The organism is Brevundimonas sp. GW822-FHT03E11 (genome assembly GCF_058801445.1).
In genome coordinates this window covers 492,512-514,790 of the sequence record NZ_JBXANG010000002.1, presented here as the reverse complement: position 1 = coordinate 514,790, position 22,279 = coordinate 492,512, and the positions used below count along the sequence as shown (strand labels likewise).

23 protein-coding genes and 1 pseudogene are annotated in these 22,279 nt (G+C 66.4%); 11 read left to right on the top strand and 13 right to left on the bottom strand.

Annotated elements, in window-relative coordinates; all coding sequences use genetic code 11:
• The 4 genes from AC1RKE_RS05335 to AC1RKE_RS05320 all read right to left on the bottom strand — a co-directional run.
• Window positions 1-1,379: cache domain-containing protein (locus AC1RKE_RS05335; protein WP_492896541.1), on the bottom strand; the 1,379-nt coding region annotated here is incomplete at its 3' end.
• Window positions 1,380-1,488: 109 nt separating this feature from the next.
• A complete protein-coding gene (gene trmB / locus AC1RKE_RS05330; RefSeq protein WP_395942214.1) occupies window positions 1,489-2,205 on the bottom strand; it encodes a tRNA (guanosine(46)-N7)-methyltransferase TrmB in 717 nt (238 codons plus the stop codon).
• 47 nt (window positions 2,206-2,252) lie between these two features.
• Window positions 2,253-2,825 (bottom strand): cob(I)yrinic acid a,c-diamide adenosyltransferase, encoded by a 573-nt coding sequence (locus tag AC1RKE_RS05325; RefSeq protein ID WP_054764479.1) that lies wholly within the window; start codon window positions 2,823-2,825, stop codon window positions 2,253-2,255.
• 13 nt (window positions 2,826-2,838) lie between these two features.
• A complete protein-coding gene (locus AC1RKE_RS05320) occupies window positions 2,839-3,039 on the bottom strand; it encodes a twin transmembrane helix small protein (RefSeq protein WP_054764478.1) in 201 nt (66 codons plus the stop codon).
• 99 nt (window positions 3,040-3,138) lie between these two features.
• Between AC1RKE_RS05320 and AC1RKE_RS05315 the strand changes: the two genes are divergently transcribed.
• On the top strand, window positions 3,139-4,290 hold the full coding sequence (locus AC1RKE_RS05315) for a hypothetical protein (RefSeq protein ID WP_152949311.1): 1,152 nt from the start codon (window positions 3,139-3,141) through the stop codon (window positions 4,288-4,290).
• 19 nt (window positions 4,291-4,309) lie between these two features.
• Here AC1RKE_RS05315 and polA read toward each other — a convergent pair whose 3' ends face one another.
• From polA to AC1RKE_RS05295, 4 genes are all read right to left on the bottom strand, one after another.
• Window positions 4,310-7,225, bottom strand: a complete 2,916-nt coding sequence (gene polA, locus AC1RKE_RS05310) for a DNA polymerase I (RefSeq protein ID WP_333897132.1) — start codon at window positions 7,223-7,225, stop codon at window positions 4,310-4,312.
• A 38-nt stretch (window positions 7,226-7,263) separates the two neighbouring features.
• Window positions 7,264-7,899 carry a DUF6655 family protein gene (locus tag AC1RKE_RS05305; protein ID WP_054764475.1) on the bottom strand — a complete coding sequence of 212 codons (636 nt, stop codon included), beginning with the start codon at window positions 7,897-7,899 and terminating at the stop codon, window positions 7,264-7,266.
• A complete protein-coding gene (locus AC1RKE_RS05300) occupies window positions 7,899-8,339 on the bottom strand; it encodes a VOC family protein (RefSeq protein ID WP_054764474.1) in 441 nt (146 codons plus the stop codon). Before AC1RKE_RS05300 ends, AC1RKE_RS05305 begins: the two co-directional genes overlap by 1 nt.
• Before the next feature lie 70 nt (window positions 8,340-8,409).
• Window positions 8,410-8,649 (bottom strand): zinc-finger domain-containing protein, encoded by a 240-nt coding sequence (locus AC1RKE_RS05295; RefSeq protein ID WP_054764473.1) that lies wholly within the window; start codon window positions 8,647-8,649, stop codon window positions 8,410-8,412.
• A 106-nt stretch (window positions 8,650-8,755) separates the two neighbouring features.
• Here AC1RKE_RS05295 and AC1RKE_RS05290 point away from each other — a divergent pair, with 106 nt between their 5' ends.
• On the top strand, window positions 8,756-9,730 hold the full coding sequence (locus tag AC1RKE_RS05290) for an ABC transporter ATP-binding protein (protein ID WP_054764472.1): 975 nt from the start codon (window positions 8,756-8,758) through the stop codon (window positions 9,728-9,730).
• Window positions 9,731-9,795: 65 nt separating this feature from the next.
• Here AC1RKE_RS05290 and AC1RKE_RS05285 read toward each other — a convergent pair whose 3' ends face one another.
• The 3 genes and pseudogenes from AC1RKE_RS05285 to AC1RKE_RS05275 all read right to left on the bottom strand — a co-directional run bounded on the left by AC1RKE_RS05285 (window position 9,796) and on the right by AC1RKE_RS05275 (window position 11,896).
• Entirely contained in the window at window positions 9,796-10,680 is an 885-nt protein-coding gene (locus AC1RKE_RS05285; RefSeq protein ID WP_333897133.1) for an ROK family protein, read from the bottom strand.
• A 90-nt stretch (window positions 10,681-10,770) separates the two neighbouring features.
• Window positions 10,771-10,977 (bottom strand): annotated as a pseudogene (locus tag AC1RKE_RS05280) (MarR family transcriptional regulator); the annotation flags it as partial.
• Window positions 10,978-11,017: 40 nt separating this feature from the next.
• Window positions 11,018-11,896 carry a DUF6528 family protein gene (locus tag AC1RKE_RS05275; RefSeq protein ID WP_054764470.1) on the bottom strand — a complete coding sequence of 293 codons (879 nt, stop codon included), beginning with the start codon at window positions 11,894-11,896 and terminating at the stop codon, window positions 11,018-11,020.
• Window positions 11,897-11,998: 102 nt separating this feature from the next.
• Here AC1RKE_RS05275 and AC1RKE_RS05270 point away from each other — a divergent pair, with 102 nt between their 5' ends.
• On the top strand, window positions 11,999-14,638 hold the full coding sequence (locus AC1RKE_RS05270) for a TonB-dependent receptor (RefSeq protein WP_333897134.1): 2,640 nt from the start codon (window positions 11,999-12,001) through the stop codon (window positions 14,636-14,638).
• Here AC1RKE_RS05270 and AC1RKE_RS05265 read toward each other — a convergent pair.
• Both AC1RKE_RS05265 and AC1RKE_RS05260 read right to left on the bottom strand, forming a co-directional pair.
• On the bottom strand, window positions 14,635-15,510 hold the full coding sequence (locus tag AC1RKE_RS05265; protein WP_054764468.1) for an alpha/beta fold hydrolase: 876 nt from the start codon (window positions 15,508-15,510) through the stop codon (window positions 14,635-14,637). The genes AC1RKE_RS05270 and AC1RKE_RS05265 overlap by 4 nt on opposite strands.
• A gap of 69 nt (window positions 15,511-15,579) precedes the next feature.
• Window positions 15,580-16,089 carry a D-glycero-alpha-D-manno-heptose-1,7-bisphosphate 7-phosphatase gene (locus AC1RKE_RS05260; RefSeq protein ID WP_054764467.1) on the bottom strand — a complete coding sequence of 170 codons (510 nt, stop codon included), beginning with the start codon at window positions 16,087-16,089 and terminating at the stop codon, window positions 15,580-15,582.
• A 311-nt stretch (window positions 16,090-16,400) separates the two neighbouring features.
• Here AC1RKE_RS05260 and AC1RKE_RS05255 point away from each other — a divergent pair, with 311 nt between their 5' ends.
• The 8 genes from AC1RKE_RS05255 to rpsO all read left to right on the top strand — a co-directional run bounded on the left by AC1RKE_RS05255 (window position 16,401) and on the right by rpsO (window position 22,119).
• Window positions 16,401-17,564 carry a DegT/DnrJ/EryC1/StrS family aminotransferase gene (locus AC1RKE_RS05255; RefSeq protein ID WP_182714636.1) on the top strand — a complete coding sequence of 388 codons (1,164 nt, stop codon included), beginning with the start codon at window positions 16,401-16,403 and terminating at the stop codon, window positions 17,562-17,564.
• 3 nt (window positions 17,565-17,567) lie between these two features.
• Entirely contained in the window at window positions 17,568-18,500 is a 933-nt protein-coding gene (locus AC1RKE_RS05250; RefSeq protein WP_348683128.1) for a Gfo/Idh/MocA family protein, read from the top strand.
• Window positions 18,501-18,547: 47 nt separating this feature from the next.
• Entirely contained in the window at window positions 18,548-19,060 is a 513-nt protein-coding gene (locus AC1RKE_RS05245; RefSeq protein ID WP_348683130.1) for a hypothetical protein, read from the top strand.
• A gap of 77 nt (window positions 19,061-19,137) precedes the next feature.
• Window positions 19,138-19,815, top strand: coding sequence for a DUF2459 domain-containing protein (locus tag AC1RKE_RS05240; RefSeq protein WP_348683132.1), 678 nt, complete (start codon window positions 19,138-19,140; stop codon window positions 19,813-19,815).
• Window positions 19,816-19,880: 65 nt separating this feature from the next.
• On the top strand, window positions 19,881-20,333 hold the full coding sequence (rbfA, locus tag AC1RKE_RS05235; protein WP_152949303.1) for a 30S ribosome-binding factor RbfA: 453 nt from the start codon (window positions 19,881-19,883) through the stop codon (window positions 20,331-20,333).
• Window positions 20,330-20,845: a hypothetical protein gene (locus tag AC1RKE_RS05230; RefSeq protein ID WP_492896533.1), complete on the top strand. Its 516-nt coding sequence runs from the start codon at window positions 20,330-20,332 to the stop codon at window positions 20,843-20,845. The genes rbfA and AC1RKE_RS05230 overlap by 4 nt, the downstream gene beginning before the upstream one ends.
• On the top strand, window positions 20,845-21,777 hold the full coding sequence (gene truB / locus AC1RKE_RS05225; protein ID WP_348683134.1) for a tRNA pseudouridine(55) synthase TruB: 933 nt from the start codon (window positions 20,845-20,847) through the stop codon (window positions 21,775-21,777). Before AC1RKE_RS05230 ends, truB begins: the two co-directional genes overlap by 1 nt.
• Before the next feature lie 72 nt (window positions 21,778-21,849).
• Entirely contained in the window at window positions 21,850-22,119 is a 270-nt protein-coding gene (gene rpsO, locus AC1RKE_RS05220; protein WP_054764461.1) for a 30S ribosomal protein S15, read from the top strand.
• The last annotated feature ends 160 nt before the right edge of the window (window positions 22,120-22,279 follow it).

Below are 22,279 nucleotides of genomic sequence, written 5' to 3'. Positions count from 1 at the left end.
TCGACCCCGGCGTTCAGGGCCAGGAGGTTGGTCTGGAAGGCGATTTCGTCGATGACGCCGATGATCTGGCTGATCTGTTCGGAGGAGCCCTCAATCGCCTGCATGGCCTGGACGGCGTCGCGGACGATGACGCCCGAGGTCTCGGCGTCGCCCTTGGCGGCCTGGACCACGTCCGAGGCCTGGCGCGCGCCCGACGCCGTCTTGTTCACCGTGGCGGTGATCTCGTCCAGAGCCGCCGCCGTCTCCTCCAGCCCCGCAGCCTGCTGTTCGGTGCGCCGCGACAGGTCGTCGGCGGCCTGAGAAATCTCTCCGGCGCCGGAGCGGATGCCGGCGATATTGGCCACCACCACCGAGACCGCCTGTTGCAGCTGGGCGATGGCGGCGTTGAAGTCGGACTTCAGTTGGGCGGCCTTGGGCGCGAACTCGGTGTCGATCCGATAGGTCAGGTCGCCGTCCGCCATGGCCGCCAGACCCCGGCCCAGGGCCTCGATCGTCACCCGGTCGGCCTCGGCCTCCGCTGCCTTCTCGGCCTCGCGGGCGGCCCGCTCCTGCTCGCTCATCGAGCGTTGCGAAAGCGCCTCCGCCGCCAGACGCGCCTTCTCAATGGCGGCGTCGCGGAAGGTCGCGAGCGCCAAGGCCATCTTGCCGATCTCGTCGCCGCGCGCGACGCCCGGAATCTCGGAGGCCGTATCTCCCTCCGCCAGGCCGCGCATCCGCCGCTCGAGCGCCACCACGGGCCCCGACACCGACCGGCCGATGAACCAGCCCGCCGCCCCGACCGCCAGCAACACCAGCAGGGCCATGGAGCCCAGGGCCAGGGCCGACTTGCCCACGGCCGCCGCGATCTGGTCGGTATAGACGCCTGAACCGATCACCCAGCCCCAGGGCGCAAAGCCCTTCACATAGGAGATCTTCGGCGAGGCCCCGTCCTGGTTCGGCTTGGCCCACTGGTAGTGGACGAAGCCCTCGCCGTCCTTCTGCACCACGGCGACGAATTCCTTGAACATCAGCACGCCGTCAGCGTCCTTGTTCTCGCTCAGATCCTTGCCGTTCAGCGCCGGCTTCATCGGGTGCATCACCATGGTGGGATGCATGTCGTTGATCCAGAAATAGTCGTCCTGGCCGTACCGCATGGCCCCGACCGCCGCCTTGGCCGCCGTCTGGGCCTGATCCCGGCTCATCCGTCCGGCCGCCTCCTCGCCCTGGTAATAGGCGACCACGCTGTGGGCGATCTCGACGGACTTTTTAGTGCGGTCGGCGATGTCGTCACGCATGACCGCATCCAGCCGGAAAAGGGCCAAGGCCGTCACCACCAAAAGGCCCACCACCGTCACAAGCGCCAGCAGATTAATCCGCCCGCCGATCGTCAAAGCCTTCATGGTTGTTTCCCTAAGCATCGGACCATGCCTAAAGAACGAGGTTAAACGGGGGGCTATGAGGGGGCTAGGTAGATACCCTTATGCGACAATCACCCCCGCACAAGTTCCCTCAGGCCGCCTTCTGATATTCCAGGAAGATCGGCGCGGTGTCGCCAAGTCGCTTTTCCTCATAGCGGGTGATCACATGGTCCGACGGGGCGACATGCCAGTCGGCCTCGGCCGCTCCGATCCGCTTCAGCCCCGGCGCCCTCTCCAATCGCTCCAGCGTCCATTCCGCATAGTCCCGCCAGTCGGTAACGAACCGCAGCGTCCCGCCGGGCTTCAGAATGCGGGCGAAGGCCTCGGCCGTCTCGTCCTGCAAAAGGCGGCGTTTGTTGTGCCGGGCCTTGTGCCAGGGATCGGGAAACAGGATCAGCACCCGATCGACCGAGGCGTCGGGAAGGACCTCGACCAGGTCGCGCGCGTCGTCGGCGTGGATGCGGACGTTCTCCAGCCCGCCTTCCTCGACGTGGCGCAGGGCCGAGGCGACCCCGTTCAGAAAGGGTTCGCAGCCGATCACCAGAACGTCCGGCCGCCGCGCCGCCTGGGCCGCCATATGTTCGCCCCCGCCGAATCCGATCTCCAGCCAGACCTCGGCGGCGTTGGGCATCAGAGTCTGCGGGTTCACCGGTCCCGCCTTCGGGTCCGGCACGGCGATCCGTGGGAGCAGCGTCTCCATCAGGGCGGCCTGACGCGGCTTGATCGGGCGAGCCTTGATGCGGCCGAACGACCGCAGCGGCCGCTCCAGATGCGGATTGTCGTCCTCGGGGGGCAGGTCGGTCTTCATCCGCCTGCCGTTAGCCGTCCGGAACCCCGGCGTCCATAAGCGACGCCTCAGCGCGTGGCGCCCGGCTTCCACTTGACGTCATTGGCGCCGTTAGCGTTGGCGCGGCGCCCGGCGACGAACAGATGGTCCGACAGCCGGTTCAGATAGCGTAGGGCCGCGCCGTTGACCGCCTGCCCCGCCTCGACCAGACGCACGGCGTCCCGCTCGGCGCGACGGCACACGGTGCGCGCCACATGCAGATGGGCCGACAAGGGCGAACCGCCGGGCAGGATGAAACTGTCCAGCGGTTTCAGGCTCTCGTTCATCCAGTCGATCTCCTGTTCCAGCCGCTCGACCTGGCTGTCCAGAATTCGCAGCGCCTCCCAGGCCGGGGGCGGGTCCAGCGGCGTGGCCAGATCGGCCCCCAAGTCGAACAATTCGTTCTGGATCCGCCCCAGCATGGCGTCGATCCGGTCGTTCTGGCCGCTGCTGAGCCGGGCCACCCCCAGGACGGCGTTCAGTTCATCCACCGCCCCATAGGCCTGGACCCGCAGATCGGTCTTGGACACCGGCGCACCCGAGGCCAGCCGCGTCAGGCCCTCGTCCCCAGTCTTGGTGTAGATCTTGTTCAGCGTCACCATGGACGACCTCCGGTCAAGACGCCGTCGCCTTCCACAGCATGCCGATCACCAGAAGCAGGACCGCCAGGGCCTGCAACCCGACCCGCCAGCGCATCAGCCGGTTGGAATGGCTGCGCGCATAGGCGCCGCCGCGAAACAGGGAATACAGCCCCAGGCCCAGCGTCACCGTCACGGCGGCGATGGCGAGGAGGATCAGAATGTCCAGCATCTGCATGGACATCCTTTTAGGCGTGTCGCGCTTCCGGCGCCAGCATCGGTCGAATTGGCCGCCAGCTAAGCCATTGGTGACGATTTGTGGTGCAAGGTCCCGCTCATGACCGATCGCGCCGTCCGAAATCTCGATCACCTGAGGGGCTCGGCCTCCACCGCCCGCGTGCTGAACCTGCTGAAGGTGTGGGAAGAGAACGGCGACAGCCGGGCAGACGGCGCCCTGCGCAATCCCGACTGGGCCGCACGCCCGATCTTCCGCACCCCGGTGCTGAACCGATCCCTGATCATCAAACACCGGCTCCGACGCAACGAGACGGACCTGTTCACCGGCCGTCGCCATGTGGCGACCAAGGTGATCATTCCGATCGACGACGAGGATCTGAAGACCGGCGGCCGCTATGTCTTCGTCAATCAGATCGGCTTCGAACGGATGATGATGGAATCGTTCGGCGTCCCCGCGACCCACGCGGACATCGTCACCCTGCGCCAGATCGACCGCCTGCCGTCGCTCGACCCCTTTTTGCTTCGCGAACAGCTGCGCCGGTGCGGCCTGGAGCCGGCGCCCTGCTATTTCTCGATCAGCGAGAGCGATCTTCAGCGGATGACCACCTTCGTCCGGGGCGAGATCGAACCCCTGGTCAGCCTCAGCCTGGGCGCAGGCAACAGCGAAGCCGCCGATTCAGCGGCGCGGATGACGGCCAAGATCCTGTCCAACACCCCTGGCGACCAGCTGGAGGCCCTGCGCGAGACCCTGCGTCTGGCCCCGGAACAGTATCAGGAAGGGGTCTTCTGCTGGAAAGGCTTCCTCTACTACAAATGGACCCTGTCGACCCTGCTGGGCGAGGTGGCGGCCGTCGCCGAGGCGGTGCGCACCATCAAGCCGGTCGGTAAGGTCGATCGACAGGCCCGCGAATATCTGGACCGCAGCCGCGCCGTCCTGCGGGGCCGCATCATTCGCACCTGCGACGAGGTCAGCCGCACCCTCAGCGTCTATGACGACGCCTACGCCCGGCTGACGCGCGAGGGCAAACCCATCGCCTTCCGCGACTTCCTGCTGGACGCCCCGTCGATGTTCGCCCGCCTGGGCGACCAGCTGGGCGCGGTCCAGCACATCGTCAGCTATTGGCGTTTCCGCTTCGGCGCCGGCGCCCATCCGGCGGGGGTGGCCGAGCTGCTGGACATTTTCATGGACTTTGAAACCGGCCTTCTGGGGCGCGGCGAAAGCCCCGACGACATCATCGTCCTGGCGGCCTGAACGCCGCCGCGCCGGCGTCTCAGTGCGCCTCGTCCCAGTTGGGGGCGGCGCGGGCGTCGACGACCAGGGGCACGGTCAGGGCGACGGCGGGGTCCGAAGCGGTTTCCATGACCCGCTTGATGACGGGAATGGCGCGCTCAGCCTCCGCTTCTGGAGCCTCGAACACCAGTTCGTCATGGACCTGCAGCAGCATGCGGGTCTTCAGCCCCGCCTGGGCCAGGGCTGCGGGCATGCGGATCATGGCGCGGCGGATGATGTCGGCGGCCGCGCCCTGGATGGGGGCGTTGATGGCGGCGCGCTCGCCGAACTGGCGTTCGGCGCCCGATTTCGAGTGTATGGCGGGGATGTGGATCCGACGCCCGAAGACGGTGGAGACGAAGCCGGCCTGGCGGACCTCGGCCTTGGTCCTGTCCATATAGGTCCGAATGCCGGGGAAGCGGTCGAAATAGGTCTTGATATAGGCGCCGGCCTCGCCCTGATCGATGCCCAGCTGGGCGGCCAGACCAAAGGCCGAGATGCCGTAGACGATGCCGAAATTGATGGCCTTGGCGCGGCGGCGGGTCTCGGACGGCATGCCCTCGACGGGGACGCCGAACATTTCGCTGGCGGTGGCGGCGTGGATGTCCAGCCCGGCCTTGAAGGCGCGTTTCAGCTCGGGGATGTCGCCGATATGGGCCAGAAGGCGCAGTTCGATCTGGCTGTAGTCTGCGCTGATCAGAAGATGGCCGGGGGCGGCGATGAAGGCCTGACGGATTTCGCGGCCTGTCTCGGTGCGTATGGGGATGTTCTGGAGGTTGGGATCGCTGGAGGCCAGACGGCCGGTCGAGGCGGCGGCCAGCTGATAGGAGGTGTGGACGCGGTCGGTCCGGGGGTCGGCGGCGGCGATCAGGGCGTCGGTATAGGTGCCTTTCAGCTTGGACAGCTGTCGCCAGTCCAGAAGGACACGCGGCAGGGCGTGGGTCTGGGCCAGGTCCTCCAGAACGCTGGCGTCGGTGCCCCACTGGCCGGAGGCGGTCTTCTTCCCGCCCGGAAGATTCAGCTCGCCGAACAGGATGTCGCCGATCTGGCGGGGAGAGCCGATGTTGAAGGGACGGCCCGCAATCTCATGGGCCTGGGTCTCCAACTCGGCCATGCGCAAGCCGAATTCGCTCGACAAACGCTTGAGGCGGTCGGGATCGATGCGGACGCCGGCGGTCTCCATCTCGGCCAGGACGGCGGGCATGGGCCGTTCAAGGGTCTCATAGACGGTGGACAGGCCCTCGCGCGCCAGCCGGGGCTTTAGAATGCGCCACAGACGCAGGGTGACGTCCGCATCCTCGGCGGCGTAGGTGGTGGCCGACTTCAGAGCGACGTGCTTGAAGGATTTCTGGCTCTTGCCGGTCCCCGCCACGCTCTTGAAGGGTATCGGCTCGTGGCCGAGGTGGAGCCGCGCCAGCTCGTCCATCCCGTGACCGTGCAATCCGCCTTCCAGCACATAGGAGAGCAGCAGGGTGTCGTCATAAGGCGCGACCCGGATTCCGCGCCGCGCCATGACCGCCAGATCATATTTGGCGTTCTGCAGCACCTTCAGGACCGACGGGTCTTCCAGCAGCGACTTCAGCTTCGTCAGGGCCGTCGCCTTGTCCAGTTGCTGAATAGGCTCGCGCGGCTCGCCCGCTTCCCCGAACAGCCCGCCCTCGCCCGCCTGGGGCTCATGCTCATGGGTCAGGGGGACGTAGCAGGCCTGGTTCGGCCCGACCGCCAGGGATACGCCGCACAGGCCCGCATGGGTCGCTGACAGGGCGTCGGTCTCGGTGTCGAAGCCGACCACACCCGCCTCAGTCGCCCGCGCGATCCAGCGGTCCAAAGCCTCTTCGGTCTGGACGCATTCATAAGCGTCGAGATCGAAGGACTGCGCCTCGACCGGCCCGTCCGCCGTCTGGCCATAGCGGGGCGCCGCCACCGGGGCGTTCAGATTGGGCGTGCGTTTGGGCGCGAAGGCGGAGGTTTCGCTGGGCCCCGCCTTGCCGTCTCCGACCCGACGCTGCAGCGACCGGAACTCCATCTTGTCCAGAAAGGCCGACAGGGTCTCAGGATCGGGATCGCGCACGGCGAAATCCTCGATCGGCTCCGGCGCCGGCGCATCGCAGGTCAGGCGGACCAGTTCGCGCGACAGGCGGATCTGGTCGGCGAAATTGATCAGGGTCTCGCGGCGTTTGGGCTGTTTGATCTCCCCAGCCCGCGCCAGTAGGGTGTCCAGGTCGCCGTATTCGTCCAGCAACTGCGCCGCCGTCTTCGGGCCGATGCCGGGCGCGCCCGGCACATTGTCGACGCTGTCGCCGATCAGGGCCTGAAGATCGACCATCTTTTCCGGCCCGACGCCGAACTTTTCGAACACTTCGGGCTCGGCCAGACGCCGATCCTTCATCGGATCCCACATGACGACGCCGCCGCCGATCAGCTGCATCAGATCCTTGTCGGAGCTGACGATCACCGCCTCGCCTCCGGCGTCGCGGGCCTTGCAGGCATAGGTGGCGATCAGATCGTCGGCCTCATAGCCGGGCAGCTCGACGCAATGGACGCCGAAGGCCGCCGTCGCCTCGCGCACCAGAGGAAACTGCGGCACCAGATCTTCGGGCGCCGGCGGGCGGTGGGCCTTGTACTGGTCGTACAGGTCGTTGCGGAAGGTCTTTTCCGAATGGTCGAAGATGGCGACCAGATGGGTGGGTCCGTCGGCGCCCTTCATGTCCTTCAGCAGCTTCCACAACATGTTGCAGTAGCCCTGGACCGCCCCCACGGGCAGGCCGTCCGACTTTCGCGTCAGGGGCGGAAGGGCGTGATAGGCGCGGAAGATATAGGCCGAGGCGTCAATCATCCACAGCCGCAGGGCGGGGCCGTCCTGGGTGAGCGGGCGGTCCTGGGAGGGGGCGGCGTCGGAAGCGGAAGCGTCGGTCATGGCCGGAACATAGGCGGCCCGAGCCGCCGCGTCAGCCGTCAGAATTCCGTCCAGCTCGATCCCGGATCGCGCTGACCCGGCTGCGCCTGCTGCTGGCCCCAGGTCACGATCATGAACAGCTTGTGGCTGCGAATCCGGTACTGTCCGATCATCGGCAGAACCGCGCCCAGGGGCGCTCCGGTCTTGGCCTCATAGAGAAAGCCGGAGAATTCGGCCACGCCCGCCCGGTCCCGATTGCTGTAAACCGACAGCTCCGGCAGCGAGACGACGTTGAAATTCTCGTTGATCGGAATCCGCATTTCGGGAATGCCGAAGACGCGGCGCATCTGCTCCAGCGCCAGGGCGCCGGTGCGGATTTCGAACACGGCGTCGGCGTCCTCCCGGGTGCGGGTCAGCCGATAACCGGCGTCCGACAGGGCCCCGCGGATTGCGCTGATGGCGTACCGGGAGTTTTCGGTCTGGAAATAGGTCTCATCGACAAACACGGTCGCGCCGGTCGGAAGCGGCAGGGACAGGCCCTCCACCGCCTTGTCTGCGGCCCGGGCCAGCAGCAGGTTTTCGGTCGCCGTGCGGCCGATGTTGGATTCCGTGGTTGAGGCGCAGGCCGAGGCCAGAAGGGCTGTCATCGAAAGGGCGGCGACGAGGCGCGCCGACGTCGCGCGAAATCCGCCCATCACCAGCTCCCCGTATTGGGCATGGACGCCCAGGGCTCGGCCGGCGTCAGGGGCGGACCGTCCTGAAGCAGTTCGATCGAAATACCGTCCGGTGAGCGGACGAAGGCCATATTGCCGTCGCGCGGCGGTCGGTTGATCACCACGCCCCCGTCCATCAGCCGCTGACAGGCGGCATAGATGTCATCGACCTTATAGGCCAGATGTCCGAAATTGCGGCCGCCCTGATAGGTTTCCGGGTCCCAATTATAGGTCAGTTCCAGCTCAGGCGACCGTTCCGCCGCCGACTGCTCCAGATTCTTGGGCGCCGCCAGAAAGACCAGGGTGAAACGTCCCGCTTCATTCTCGGTGCGACGCACCTCCTGAAGCCCCAGCAGATCGCAGTAGAAATGCAGAGAGGCGTCGAGGTCGCGAACGCGGACCATGGTGTGCAGATAGCGCAACTCTGTCTCTTTTCAGTTCAAAGGCGGGGTCGAGCGTCTCTTACAGCGGCTGAGCGGCCAAACCGCAGCCTCAGTGCGCCTCGGCCGCGCGGGCGGCGGGGCTCAGATATTCGCTTTCGTCATGCGGCTGGGCCGACAGGACGAAGCGACGGTCGCAATAGCCGCATTCGACGAAATCATCCTCGCCCATGTCCATATAGACCAGCGGATGGCCCAGGGCGCCGCCGCCGCCGTCGCAGGCGACACGCTTTGTCGAGACCACGATCTCTTCGGGTGGCGGAATGATCGCATCGGGGTGGCGGGGCGGCATTATTCGGCTCGTATCTTGGCGAGGAGGCGTCGGACGCATACCTATGCGGCCCATTCGGCGGCGTCAAACCGCCGCGCCCCTTCCTGTCCGATCAAAGCCCGACCGAATGACCGACGCCACCACCCTGCCCGACAACGCCATTGAGGTTCGGGGGCTCAAAAAGACCTACGCCGGCTCCAAGAAGGCCGCCCCCAAGACCGCCCTGCACGGCGTGGACCTGGCGGTGAAACGCGGGTCCGTCTTCGGACTCCTGGGCCCGAACGGCGCCGGCAAATCGACCCTGATCAACATCCTGGCGGGGGTGGTCAAGAAATCCGAGGGGACTGTGACCATCTGGGGCCGCGACATCGACAAGGAGCCGCGTGACGCCGCCGCCGCCTTGGGCGTGGTGCCTCAGGAGATCGTCGCCGACGTCTTCTTCACCCCGCGCGAGTCGCTGGAGGTCCAGGCGGGCTTCTACGGCGTGCCCAAGAACGAACGCCGTTCCGACGAACTCCTGGCGGCCCTGGGCCTGTCGGACAAGGCCAACGCCTATGTTCGCGCCTTGTCCGGCGGCATGAAGCGTCGCCTGATGGTGGCCAAGGCCCTGGTCCACAATCCGCCTATTCTGATCCTGGACGAACCGACGGCGGGGGTGGACGTCGAACTGCGCCGTCAGCTCTGGGCCTATGTTCGCCAGATCAACGCCGAGGGCGTGACCATCGTCCTGACCACCCACTATCTGGAGGAGGCCCAGGAGCTGTGCGACACGATCGCCATCGTCAATCGGGGCCGGGTGGTGGCCTGTGAGCCCACGCCCCAGCTGCTGCGCCGGCTGGACAGCCGCAATGTGGTGGTCACGCCCGAGACGCCGCAGAAGACCCCCCCGGCCCTGAACGGCTTCCAGGTCGCGCCGCGGGCGGGCGGAGCCTTCGCCGTGACCTATAAGAAGGGGCAGTCGTCGGTGGAGCAGGTGATCAATGCGGTCCGCGCCGCAGGCGTCACCATCGCCGACATCACCACCGAGGACCCCGACCTGGAGGACGTCTTCCTAGCCCTGACCTATGGGGACGCCAGTCAGGTCGATCCGACCAGGGACTAGAAGGGGGCGAAGACAATCAGACGACGGCGCCGAACGGCCCGCTCATGAAGGGGGCCTGTTAGAGGTCAAGAACCGGCGGATTCGTGCGACGCGAGCGAGAAAAAGGCGGCTCGCAAAGGGAGTGCGGCGGCCCCCGCCGCCGAGGCGTCGCCAAGGATCGGCGACGCCTCGACCTTCGGGACAGGGCGGCAATGCCCGCGACGTTGCGGGTTGGTGAAGCGCAGCCGTTCGATCAGGCGAAGAGCCAGGGCGTGAGGCAGCCGCCCGCCCAGGACGATCCCGCCGGGATCCAGCACGCCCGATATGGCGGAAAGCACCAGGTTTAGCGGCTGTTCCGCCGCGTCCAGCCACTGGTCGATGATCGGATGATCGGCGGGGAAGTCGGCCAGAAGGTCGCCGAGCGACGCCCACCGGTCGCCGTCGCCAGCCTGCATCATCCGGAGCAGGGCGGTCAGATTGGGTTGGAACCAGTCAACGGGTATGACAGAGGCGAACTCGCCTGCATTGCCGTTGTCGCCGCGCAGGGGTTCGCCTCGCACGACGACGCCACCGCCGAATCCTGCCGAGAAGTACAGATAGGCGAAATTGTCCAACCGGCGCCCGACGCCGAACATGGCCTCGCCGATGGCCGCCGCCGTGCCGTCGTTCTCGATCCACACCGGGCCGTCGAAGGCCTTGGAGAGAATCCCGTCCAAAGGTTGAAGGGCCCAGGCGTCCAGCGCAGGCGGCGGGTTGAGGCGGGCCCCGTCGCCGATGAAATATCCCGTCACGGCGGCGCCGACGCCGATCCTTTGAGAGGCGGACACGCCCGCCTGGGTTTCCAGATCTCTGACGAGCTTCTGCATCTCGGCGATGGCGGCCGTCAGGGACACGTCGCGGATCGGGATCTGGCGACGGGCCAGGATCGAGCCGCTCAGATCCATGACGGCTGCGGCGACGGCGTCGGTCATGACGGAGACGCCGACCGCGTGAAGCGCCTTTGAATTGAGACTCACGGGAAGACCCGGCTTCCCACGACCTGCCACGACGGGCGCGCCTTCGATCAGCAGGTCGCGCTGCAAAAGAGATTCGACCAACCGAGCGATCGACTGTTCCGTAAGCTCAGTGGCGCGCGCCAGTTGCGCGCGCGTCATCGGCCCGTGCCGGCGCAGCAGGGACAGCAGCCGACGTTCGTTGGCCGTCGCCGTGCGTACGCCGTCCTCACGCAGGAAACGCGGCGCGATTGATCCGTAACCGACTCCCACCATAGAGGGATGCATAGCGGAAACGGCCAGCCAAGCACCTACCTTATGGTCGGGGCGGCGCAGGAATCCACCGCACCTTGTACAAATGCATGTCGTTGATCGGGACACGGACGACGCGGCCGTCTTGCATGACCGAGAAGCCGAACGCCCACCAACGTTCCTCAGCCTTGACCCAGGCCAGACGACCCTCGGCGTCGACGTCGACGGATTTGACCTGCAGCGCAGGATTCAGCGGCTCCAGAGCCTTGAAGGCGTTGGCTTCGGGATCGAAGCGCCAGGCTCCGTCGTGGGTCGTGACCAGATAATCCGATCCGTCGGCTGCCCTGGACAGATCATGTCCGTCGCGGGCGCCGGGCAGCGTCCACCGCGCCGTCTCCTGAAGTCGCGGCTCGTCACCCTCCCAATCCACCAGGGCGAAGGCCTGGATGGTGTCGTGCGATAGGGCGAAGAGACGTTGACGCTCTGCGTCCCAAACCGCCCCATGACCCGACGGCAATGGCAGGCTGAGAACCGGCTTTTCGCCGTCCGTGAGATCGTAAACGTTCAGTCGATCACCCCTGTCGTGAATCGAGAGCGCCACGGCGATGCGATCGCCGGGCAGGACGGCGGCCGAATGCGCCATGGGCGCTTCAGCGCGAAAAAGCACGTCTCCAGACGCACCGTCCAGCAGTACCACGCCCCCCGTTGAGGCTGTGATCAGCACACGACCATCGGCGACGGGCTTGCACTCATCGATCTTTTCCAAGAGCCCCGCGCGAAACCCCTGCGGCAGGTTTTCGGCCTCCGAGGCGTCCCAGCGCCAGGTCTCGCGCGGTCCTTCGGCGGCGAGTTCATAGCGCCGGACCTGATCATCTCCACAGGCCAGAAGGGCGGGCGAAGCGGAGAGCGCCGATGCGAGGGTGAAGAGGGCGGAGAGGATCATGGAGGCTCCTGAAAGTGACCCGGAACCTATAACGACGGATCATGTCATAAATATCTCACTATGAGTGAGTAAATGGAGCGCATCCCGATCACGGAGGCCCACATGTCGGTTCGCCACTCTTCGCTTCGTCAACTCTGGTTGGCGTCCACCGTTCTCTTCGCAACGCCGACGGTGGCCCAGACGGTCCCGACCGCTCCCGCCGCCCAGTTGGATGAGATCGTCGTCACCGGGGTTCGACTACAGGCGCAGAACGAAATCTCGACGAAGCGCACGGCCGCGATCATCTCGGATTCGATCAGTTCGGACGAAATCGGCAGCTTGCCGGACTTTGGCCTGGGCGAGGCGCTCGAACGGGTTCCAGGGGTCTCGACGGTTCAGAACAATGACCGCGGCGAAGCGCAGTTCTTGTCCATTCGCGGCTTGAACGCCGATTACAATCTGGTCCAGGTCGATGGGGTCGCCCTTCCGGCCAACGAACTCGGGCGCCGCAACGTTTCGCTCGACGTCATCCCCTCGTCGCTGGCGCGGCGGGTCGATGTCTCCAAGTCCGTGACCCCGAACATGAACGGAAACGCCATCGGCGGCGCGGCCGACCTCGTGACCCGCAGCGCCTTTGACGGACGCGGCGATCTGTTCATCGCTGGACGGTTCGATATTGGCGTTTGGGACAACGAACGGCATTTCAGAGACGGCGGACCGTCCGGTCAAGGCGAGGTCGTGGTCTCCAACACCTTCGGGCCCAACAACCGATTTGGCTTCGTCGTGTCGGCGAGCCGCTATATCCGCGATTCTTCGTCACTGAACTCGGCCGTCGACAACTATAGTTTCTTTGATCCGGTCACCCATGCGCGACTGGCTGTGACGGCGCCGGGTCTGGATACGGCGGACGTCGCGCCTCAGCGTCGTCGTTGGCTGGCCTACGACAACGTGCGTAAGCGAGAGGGCGTGTTCGGCAAGTTCGAATACCGTCACGGCGGCCTGGAGGCGCGCCTCACGGCGGCGGACTTCACCCATACCAACGATGAGGACCGCCAGAGCAACATCCTGATCGCGAACGGCAATCCGGTATCGGCCAGCATTTCCGCCACGGGGGGAAGCGTGACTTCCGCCAACGCCCAAGTCGATCTGGTCCAATATGACCAGGCGCGCGGCATCCGATATGTCGATTTCCGGGTGCGCTGGGCGCCCGGCGCGCGTCAGTTCGTCGACTTCGGCTTGAACGACGCCGTGGCCACCTACCGCCAGGACGCGCATCTGGCGACTTATCGCATCGCCAATACGACGAACCTCGCCTTCACCTATGAGATCGAGCGGGGCGCGTTTCCTTATTTCGACGTGGCCAACCCGGCCTTCGCCTTCGATCCCGCCAACTACCGGCAGTTTGAATACGGCACGACGCTGGACGACGCCCGCGAACAGGCCAAAACCGCGCATCTCGACTGGGGGTTCAACGTCGATCGAAGCGACCGCGGCCTGGGTCTGCAGATAGGCGCCTATGCGCGTCGCCTTGAGCGCAGCTACGATAGGGGCGTTGACAACTACCGGCCGCTGAGCTCCAGCGACTATCGCCTGTCCGCAGTAGGCCGGTTGTCCGACTACTCGCCCTTCAATGCGCGGGGGACACGAATTCTGATCGTTGATCCAGGCTTGGCCCGGGCGTTCTTCGAAGCCAACCGAGCGGGTTTCGCGGCGACCCCGACGAATGCGGCCGGCAGCATCTCCGCCGACTATGACATCGACGAGGATATTGACGCGGGCTACGCCATGGCGCGGTTCGGCGCCGATCGCCTCACCGTCTCAGGCGGCCTGCGCTACGAGCACACGAAACTCCGGTCCGGTTCCGCCGCCCTGACCGCCGGCGCCTACCTTTATGGCGTTCAGGAGACAGACTATGACGACTGGCTTCCGTCATTCCAGGCCAACTACGATCTGACCGAAAACCTGAAAGTCCGCGCCGCCTGGAGCCGGACCATTGGGCGGGCCAACTATGACGACCTCGCTGCGCGCGAAGTGCGGACGGTCAACACCGAGGGCGACTACACCATTCAGGGCGGCAATCCCTTTCTCAAACCGCGCCGGTCGAATAACGCGGATCTGAGCCTGGAATATTACGCGGGCCGTGACACCATGGCCTCGGTCGGCGTTTTCGAGAAGGATGTTTCGGACGAGATCATCGTCCTGCGGTCCACGGCAGACGAAATCATCGACGGCTCGCTGGAATCCGTCACTCGCGTACGTCCCGTCAACGCTGGCGACTTCAAGGTCCAGGGGATCGAGTTCAACCTGGTGGTTTCGCGCATGGACTTCCTGCCGACCCCGTTCCAAGGGTTAGGGGTGTCCGCCAATCTGACGTTGTTGGACGGGACGCCGCCCAGTGTCGCCATGAGCGACTTCACGCAACGTCGCCTGCCGGGGCTGTTTGAAAGCGCCGACCGGGTCGGCAACCTCAAGGTCTTCTACATCTCAGGCCCCTTCACGGTGCAGGGCGCCTGGAATCATGTCGGCGACATGCTCTATTCGGTGTCCAGCAGCGACCCGCTGCAGGACCGGATCGTTGAAGCCAATGACAGGTTCGACGCCCAGGCCCGGTATCGCCTGAGCCGGAACCTCACGCTCGTCGCCCAGGCCAAGAACCTGACCAACGAACGCCGCCGCAGAATGTTCGGCCCCGGCTTCGGCCTCCTGCGCGAGGAGCTCGACAACGGCCGCGCCTTCTACGCCGGCGCATTGTTCAGGTACTAGTCCAGCTCAGCCAGAAATTCGAAAATGGCCGCCTTGGCCTCCGGCTCGTCCAGCATGGGGGCGTGGCCGATCTGGGGAACCTCGACATAGGCCATGTCCGGCGCCGCCTTACGCATGCGCGCGGCGATGTCGGCGCTGAGCAGGTCCGAGACGCCGCCGCGCACCAGCAGGGTCGGCCGGTTGCGGGCCAGCCGCCGGAACATGGGCCACAGATTGGGAACCAGGGCCTTGGCGCCCGCCGCCCGGATGGGCACGGAGATGTCGGGATCATAGTCCAGGCCGATCTCGCCGTCCGGCCCCTGGCGGAAGATGCGTCGCGCGAAAGCGTCCCAGTCCGCATCCGAATAGTGGGGGAAGGCGACGGCGTTGATCCGCTTCGCATAGGCCGCCGCGTCCGCCCAGCTGTCGATCTCGACCGGCTGTCCGCTGTAGGCGGCGATGCGCGACAGACCCTCGGGCGCCACTTCCGGGCCGATGTCGTTCAATATGGCGGCGACCACCGCCTTCGGCCGCAGGGCGGTCAGGGCCATGGTGATCAGCCCGCCCATGGAGGTGCCCATGAAGACCGCCCGGCCCACGGCCGCCTGGTCCATCAGCGCCAGCACGTCGGCCGCATAGACGTCCGGTCGATAGGTCATCGGATCGGGCGCGCGGTCCGACAGTCCGCGTCCGCGCACATCGACCGCCAGGACCCGCCGCCCGCTCTGGGCCAGAAGCGGGGCTATCGCTTCGAAGTCGGCGCTGTTTCGCGTCAGCCCGTGGATGGCGATGACCGGCGGCCGCGCCGGGCCGGGGCCGGGCGCATAGTCGCGGGCGAACAGATCCAGGCCGTCCGGCGATTTCCAGCGACGTTCGACATAGGCGGCGGCCATAGTCACGGGCGGTCTCCTTGAACCGAGAAGCCGCCACAGTAATTCACCGCGCGACGAATTGCGATGGCGTCAGCCGCCGAGCAACTCCTTCACAAAGACGTCCAGGTCGCCGCCCTCGAACAGAAAACCCGAGACCCCGGCGGCTCGGGCCGCCGCCATGTCGGTCTGCTGGTCGCCGATCATGAAGGACCGCGCCGGATCGATCTGATGGTCCGCGATCGCCCTCAGCAGCATGCCGGGGTTGGGCTTTCGGTCAGGGTGATCCGGATGGCGATAGCGTTCGTCCTGGGCGTCGGCATGGAAGGGACAGGCGTAGACGGCGTGGATCACCGCCCCGTCCTGGGCCAGCCGTCTGGTCAGCAGACCGTTGAACGCATGCATCTGATCTTCGCTGAACAGACCGCGCGCGACGCCCGACTGGTTGGTGACGATCACCGCCAGATAGCCCAGCCGATTCAGCCGGCGCACCGCCGCCGAGGCGCCGGGAATCAGTCTCAGATGCTCAGGCAGATGCGGATAGCCCGAATCCTCGATCAGAACCCCGTCGCGATCCAGAAAAACCGCGGGAACACCAGTCATGCGTCTTGTCTCGAACGTAGCCGTATCGACGCCGCAAGGCGCGGCGCGAAGGGACGGTTAGAAAAGGAACCTGGCTTAGGATGAGGACAAGCCGGCGCCAAGAGCGGTCGAACACCGCCCTAGAGCATGATCGTTTCAGGCGGAGCCGCGAGGCGGTTCCTCCTCAACGGATCAGGCTCTAACGTTGCAAAGGGCAACGCGAAGTGACGCAGCCCCGTTTGGTCCCTGGGACTGATCTTGCTAGGAGGGCGGCCATCCTCGCGGCCGATCCGTCGGTCCGCCGCCCCCGAATCACCGTGGAGAGCGCCCGCATGATCCCCTTCATTGACCTCCAGGCCCAGCGCCTGCGCCTCTCCGGCAAGATCGAGGCCGCCGTCCAGGAGGCCGTCGTCGGCGGCGCCTGGGTCATGGGGCCCCAGGTCCGTCAGTTCGAGGCCGACCTGGCCGCCTTCGGCCAGGCCAAGCATGCGCTCGGCTGCGCCAACGGCACCGACGCCCTGATCCTGCCGCTGATCGCCTGGGGCATCCGCACCGGCGACGCTGTCTTCTGCCCCAGCTTCACCTTCACCGCCACGGCCGAGGTCGTGCCCTGGCTGGGCGCCTCGCCGGTCTTCGTCGACGTCGACGCCCGCACCTACAATATGGACCCGGCCAAGCTCGAGGCCGCCATCGAGGCGGTCGAGGCGGAGGGGCGCCTGACGCCCAAGGTGGTCATCGCCGTCGATCTGTTCGGCCAGCCGGCCGACTATCCCGCCATCCGGGCCATCTGCGACCGCCACGGTCTGAAGCTGATTTCGGACTCGGCCCAAGGCTTCGGCTGCACCCTGAACGGCGCCCATCCCCTGAACTGGGCCGACGTCACCACGACCAGCTTCTTCCCGGCCAAGCCGCTGGGTTGTTACGGCGACGGCGGAGCCGTGCTGACCAACGACGACGACCTGGCCCAGGAGATGGACTCCCTGCGCGTCCACGGGAAGGTCGTGGCCAAGGACCTGGAGGCCGGGGCGGCCGCCTTCGCCCATGACCCTAAATATCTGGCCATGCGCATCGGCATGAACAGCCGGCTGGACACCATCCAGGCCGCCGTCCTGATCGAGAAGCTGAAGGTGTTCGGTCAGGAGATCGAATGGCGCAACCGGATCGCCGCCCGCTACAATGAACGTCTGGCCCCCCATGTCTCGGCCGTGCCCCATGTCATCGACGGCGGCGTGTCCGTCTGGGCCCAGTACACGATCGAGCATGCGGACCGCGACGGCCTGGCCGCCCATCTGAAGGAACAGGGCGTGCCCACCGCCGTCTACTATCCGGTGCCCATGCACCTGCAGCCGGCCTACCAGCGGTTCCCCCAGGGCGCCGGCGGCCTGCCGGTCACCGAGCGGCTGAAGGATGCAGTCCTCAGCCTGCCCATGCACTCGGACCTGGATGAGGCGACCCAGGACCGGATCATCGCCGCCGTCGCCGGCTACAAGGGCTGAACCATGCCGAACACCCCCGTCCTCAAGTTCGGCGTCGCCGGCGTCGGCGTCATGGGCCGCAACCATGCCCGCGTCGCGGCCGAGATGCGCGAGTTCGACCTGACCACGGTCTTCGATCCCGATGCGGTCGTCGCCGAGGGCGTTGCGGCCGCCTATGAGGCGACCCCGGTCACGACGGCCCAGGCCTTCGTCGACGCCGGCCTGGACGCCGCCGTCGTCGCCACGCCCAACCGCTTCCACGCCGAAGTCGGGGTGGCCCTGTTGGAAAAGGGCGTCCACGTCCTGGTCGAAAAGCCCATCGCCGCCACCGTGGCCGACGCCCAGCGGATGATCGACGCCGCCAAGGCCAATGACCGCGTCCTGATGGTCGGCCAGGTCGAGCGGTTCAATCCGGCCGTCGAGACGGTCAAGCGAGCCGTCGCCGACGACGAGATCATCTCCATCCAGATCACCCGCGTCGGCCCCTTCCCGCCCCGCATGGGCGAGGTCGGGGTGGTCATCGACCTGGCGGTTCACGACATCGACATCATCCGCCACCTGACCGGGTCCGAGATCGTCGAGGTCCAGCCTCAGCTGGCCCGCACCCGCGCCGAGCGCGAGGACACGGCCCTGCTGCAGTTCCGGCTGGACAACGGCGTCATCGCCCACATCACCACCAACTGGGTCACCCCCTACAAGACCCGCACCCTGCAGGTCGCCACCAAGACCAAGTTCATCGTCGCCGACCTGATCACCCGCCAGGTGACCGAATATTTCGGCCAGCAGCCTGACGGCTCCTATTCGACGAAAATGCTGAACAGCTGGACCGCCGAACCGCTGAAGAAGGAGCTGGAGGCCTTCGCCCGCGCCATCCATACCGGCGAGACCCCGGCGGTGACCGGCGAGGACGGCCTGCGCAATCTGGAGGTCGCCCTGCGCTGCCTGGGTGAACACTGATCGGGGCGAGGCCTAAAGTCGCCGCAATGGAGAGGAAGGAAAGAGGCATGCGCACGCCCCTCGCCGCCCTGTCCGTCGCCCTGTTGACCGTGTCGGCCGCCGCCCCGGCCCAGGCCGACACCCGCTATTTCTCCTACAACGCCACAGATCGGATCACCCAGGCCCTGACCAAGGGGATCACCCTTCAGGTGAGGCGCGGCCTGTTCGGCGCCGTCGCCATAGAGCGGCTGTTCTCGACCACCGCCCGTGGATCGGCCGACCTGGCGCGCGGCGGCCCCGATGCAGCCCGGCGGATCCTGCCGGAGGACGCCCGAGGCGCGGACCTCTATGAAGTGCAGCAGATCGGCGACGGGCGCGGTCTGGCCCGCGCCCTGTGTCCGGGGGCCGATCAGGTCTGGCTGGCGGCAAGCCGCATCCGCGCGCCACGCCCCCTGACCTTGAACGCAGTCGGTCGCTGGGCCGACGGGACCCACCGCCATTGCGTGACCCTGACCTATGAATGGCGTGGAGAGTGGCAGACGGCGCCGGCCTCCCCCTTCGCCGACGCCCCCGGCGCCTGATTGGGCGAACCCGCCTTCCAACCGCACCGCTTGATCGCCTAGTCTGGCGATCGGCCGAACCTTCGGAGATGACGGCGATGCGATGGGCCCTGCCCCTGGTGGTTTTAGTCGGCCTTGTCGCCGCCCTTCTGACCTGGACCCGCCTCGGTCCGGCCGCGCCGCCGGCGACCGACGTCCCGATCGTGGTCTATCTTCTGGACAACGGCTTTCATTCCGATCTGGCCTTGCCGCGCGCGGCGCTTGAACGACGAGGCGGCGCCCTGGGACGGGCGGTTGAGACCCTGGCGCCGGGTGACTGGATTCTGGTCGGCTGGGGCGACGCCCGATTCTATGTCGATCAGAGCCCGATCTCCGACCGCCTGCCCGACGGCGCGCGCGCCTTCTTCCGGCCCGGCAATCCGTCCGTCGTCATGTTGGACCCGGAGGCGGACGACCCGCGCGCGCGACACGCCCCCGATCGGCGGGCCGCCCTTCATCTGACGCCCGTCGCCTTCGACCGGATGGCGGATCGGATCGAGGCGTCGCTGGACCTGTCGAGCGGCGCGCCCCGCGTCGCCGCCGCCCGCCCCGGCGACGACGCCCGCTTCTTCGCCAGCCGCGAAACCTTTTCCATCCTGCATCTTTGCAACCACTGGACGGCCGGCGTCCTGAACGCCGGCGGCGTGACGATCCGCCCCGCGCGGTCGATCTTTTCCAGCGAGGTGATGCGGTCCGTCCGGGCCGCAGAACTGGACACGGCGGTCCCACACGCCTAGACCGCCCGCCTTTCGCTTATCCGGCCGGGTCCGAACCCCGGCGGGCGATGAAGAAGGAGCGGCCGATGGCCCGTAAGCAACACACCCGAAATTCATCCGGCCTTGCCGGTCCCAGCCAGCGCCAGCTGCGCGCCGGCGAACTGATCCGCCACGCCCTGGTCGACATCCTGCGCGAGGAGGACATCCACGACGAGGCCCTGTCCGGGGTCTCGGTCACCGTGACCGAGGTCCGCCTGTCGCCGGACCTGAAACACGCCACCTGTTTCGTCGAGCCCCTGGGCGCGGGCGTGGAGACCGCCCCGGTCGCCGGCCATGAGAGCGAGATCATCAAGGCGCTGAACGTCCACGCCAAGTTCCTGCGCGGCCAGCTGGGCCGCCGGCTGGACATGAAGTTTACTCCCGACCTGAAGTTCCGCCACGACGAGAGCTTCGACGCCGCCAGCCACATTGACCGTCTGTTCGACGACCCCCGCGTCCGCGCCGACCTGGAACGCCGCGACGAGGACGAGGGCCAATGATCGTGTGGTGCGCCCGGTTCTCCACCTTAGCGCTTGCGGCTTTGGTGTCAGGATGCGGAAGCATCAAGGAAGGAAACCCTTTGCTACTGCCTCTCGCTATACCCGTGATCGTCGGGGCCGAGGCGGCGATGATGCTCGGCAACCCGAACAACGGTGCGTCCCGCATAGAATTTCTTCCCCCAACCTGGGATCCCTTCGTCGGCGATGGTGCTTGGACAGACTCTCGTGGGCAGCGCCTGATCGTCGGCGATGGTCGCGTTCGCGCTGAATTCAAGAAGTGCATCTTAACCGCGCGCCTCGCTGGAGCACGCACAGCGACCGGCCGATCCGGACTTCAGTATCCTCTCGAAGAAGTCGTCCTCACGTCCAATGCTCAGGATGGATGTCAAAATTGGCCGGTTCCCGCAAAGGTCGATATCGAGATGTGGCGGACTCCGGGCTATCAAGACGAAATCCAGGTGAGTTTTTCTAACCTGGGGCTGACAATGATCTATTATCCGAAGGGCAAGTGATGGGCCGTCGGAAGAAGGGCGACGTCGTCGACGGCTGGGTCTGCCTGGACAAGCCGTTCGAGATGGGATCGACCGAGGCGGTCAGTCGCATCCGCCGCCTGTTCAACGCCCAGAAGGCCGGTCACGCCGGGACGCTGGATCCCCTGGCCAGCGGCATCCTGCCCATTGCCCTGGGCGAGGCGACCAAGACCGTGCCGATGATGATGGAGGCGAAGAAGGTCTATCGCTTCACGATCAATTGGGGCGTCTCGACCGACAGCGTGGACCGGGAGGGCGAGATCATCGCCCGCTCCGACGTGCGCCCGCCCCTCGACCAGGTGAAGGCCGCCTTGCCGGCCTTCGTCGGCGAGATCGACCAGACCCCGCCGCGTTTCTCGGCCATCAAGGTGGACGGCGCCCGCGCCTATGATCTGGCCCGCGACGGGGTGGATTTCGAACTGCCGTCCCGGCGGGTGGTCATCCATTCGGCCGAGGCGACGGCCGCGCCGGACGCCGATCATGTCGAGATCCGCATCCTGACGGGCAAGGGCGTCTATGTCCGTTCGCTGGCGCGCGACCTGGCCCTGGCCCTGGGCGCGGAGGGTCATGTGTCAGCCCTGCGGCGCGAGCGGGTCGGGCCCTTCAGCACGGAAAACGCCGTCACTCTGGATTCTCTGGAGGAAATGGTGCATAGGGGCGCCGCCTCGGAAGGCTTGCTTCCCGTCGCGACCGCTCTGGACGACATCCCGGATCTGGCCGTGACGGAACAGGACGCCTTCTCGCTTCGGCAGGGACGACCGATCGTTCTGCTCCCCCGTCAGGTGGAAACCCTCAAGACCCGTCTGTCAGACGGCTCGCGAACGGTTTCAGCCTTTCAGGGCCAGACCCTCGTCGCCCTCTGTCAGTTGCGGGCCGGCCGGTTAGAACCCGACCGCGTTTTCAACCTTTCCTGATCGCCTGATCAGGAGACTCCAGCCCGGCCTCAAGTAGCGCGTAGCGCGGTAGGCCACTCAGGGAGACTTTCGATGTCGATCACTGCTGAACGCAAGAACGAAATCATCGCCGACAACGCCCGCACCGCCGGCGACACCGGCTCGGCCGAGGTTCAGGTCGCGATCCTGTCGGAACGCATCGCCAACCTCACCGAACACTTCAAGACCCACAAGAAGGATAACCACTCTCGCCGTGGCCTTCTGAAGATGGTGTCGCAACGCCGCCGTCTGCTCGACCACCTGAACAAGGTCGACGCCGGGCGCTATCAGGCGCTCATCGCCAAGCTGGGTCTGCGTCGCTAAGGGCGCGGCTCTGTGTAAGACTGTATGACGAGGCGCGGGCGGTCACGTCCGCGCCTCGTTGTGCGATTAGAACCGACCTGCGCGCCGCAGGACTTTAACGGCGCAGACGCGAGGGCCGAGCCGGTCCTCACCCGGGTCTCCGCGATGGCGCGGCGACCTT

Coding starts and splice junctions, on each gene's coding strand:
- trmB (WP_395942214.1), bottom strand. CDS start 2,205: ATGAAGACCGACCTGCCCCCCGAGGACGACAATCCGCATCTGGAGCGG.
- AC1RKE_RS05325 (WP_054764479.1), bottom strand. CDS start 2,825: ATGGTGACGCTGAACAAGATCTACACCAAGACTGGGGACGAGGGCCTG.
- AC1RKE_RS05320 (WP_054764478.1), bottom strand. CDS start 3,039: ATGCAGATGCTGGACATTCTGATCCTCCTCGCCATCGCCGCCGTGACG.
- AC1RKE_RS05315 (WP_152949311.1), top strand. CDS start 3,139: ATGACCGATCGCGCCGTCCGAAATCTCGATCACCTGAGGGGCTCGGCC.
- polA (WP_333897132.1), bottom strand. CDS start 7,225: ATGACCGACGCTTCCGCTTCCGACGCCGCCCCCTCCCAGGACCGCCCG.
- AC1RKE_RS05305 (WP_054764475.1), bottom strand. CDS start 7,899: ATGGGCGGATTTCGCGCGACGTCGGCGCGCCTCGTCGCCGCCCTTTCG.
- AC1RKE_RS05295 (WP_054764473.1), bottom strand. CDS start 8,649: ATGCCGCCCCGCCACCCCGATGCGATCATTCCGCCACCCGAAGAGATC.
- AC1RKE_RS05290 (WP_054764472.1), top strand. CDS start 8,756: ATGACCGACGCCACCACCCTGCCCGACAACGCCATTGAGGTTCGGGGG.
- AC1RKE_RS05285 (WP_333897133.1), bottom strand. CDS start 10,680: ATGACCGACGCCGTCGCCGCAGCCGTCATGGATCTGAGCGGCTCGATC.
- AC1RKE_RS05275 (WP_054764470.1), bottom strand. CDS start 11,896: ATGATCCTCTCCGCCCTCTTCACCCTCGCATCGGCGCTCTCCGCTTCG.
- AC1RKE_RS05270 (WP_333897134.1), top strand. CDS start 11,999: ATGTCGGTTCGCCACTCTTCGCTTCGTCAACTCTGGTTGGCGTCCACC.
- AC1RKE_RS05265 (WP_054764468.1), bottom strand. CDS start 15,510: ATGGCCGCCGCCTATGTCGAACGTCGCTGGAAATCGCCGGACGGCCTG.
- AC1RKE_RS05260 (WP_054764467.1), bottom strand. CDS start 16,089: ATGACTGGTGTTCCCGCGGTTTTTCTGGATCGCGACGGGGTTCTGATC.
- AC1RKE_RS05255 (WP_182714636.1), top strand. CDS start 16,401: ATGATCCCCTTCATTGACCTCCAGGCCCAGCGCCTGCGCCTCTCCGGC.
- AC1RKE_RS05250 (WP_348683128.1), top strand. CDS start 17,568: ATGCCGAACACCCCCGTCCTCAAGTTCGGCGTCGCCGGCGTCGGCGTC.
- AC1RKE_RS05245 (WP_348683130.1), top strand. CDS start 18,548: ATGCGCACGCCCCTCGCCGCCCTGTCCGTCGCCCTGTTGACCGTGTCG.
- AC1RKE_RS05240 (WP_348683132.1), top strand. CDS start 19,138: ATGCGATGGGCCCTGCCCCTGGTGGTTTTAGTCGGCCTTGTCGCCGCC.
- rbfA (WP_152949303.1), top strand. CDS start 19,881: ATGGCCCGTAAGCAACACACCCGAAATTCATCCGGCCTTGCCGGTCCC.
- AC1RKE_RS05230 (WP_492896533.1), top strand. CDS start 20,330: ATGATCGTGTGGTGCGCCCGGTTCTCCACCTTAGCGCTTGCGGCTTTG.
- truB (WP_348683134.1), top strand. CDS start 20,845: ATGGGCCGTCGGAAGAAGGGCGACGTCGTCGACGGCTGGGTCTGCCTG.
- rpsO (WP_054764461.1), top strand. CDS start 21,850: ATGTCGATCACTGCTGAACGCAAGAACGAAATCATCGCCGACAACGCC.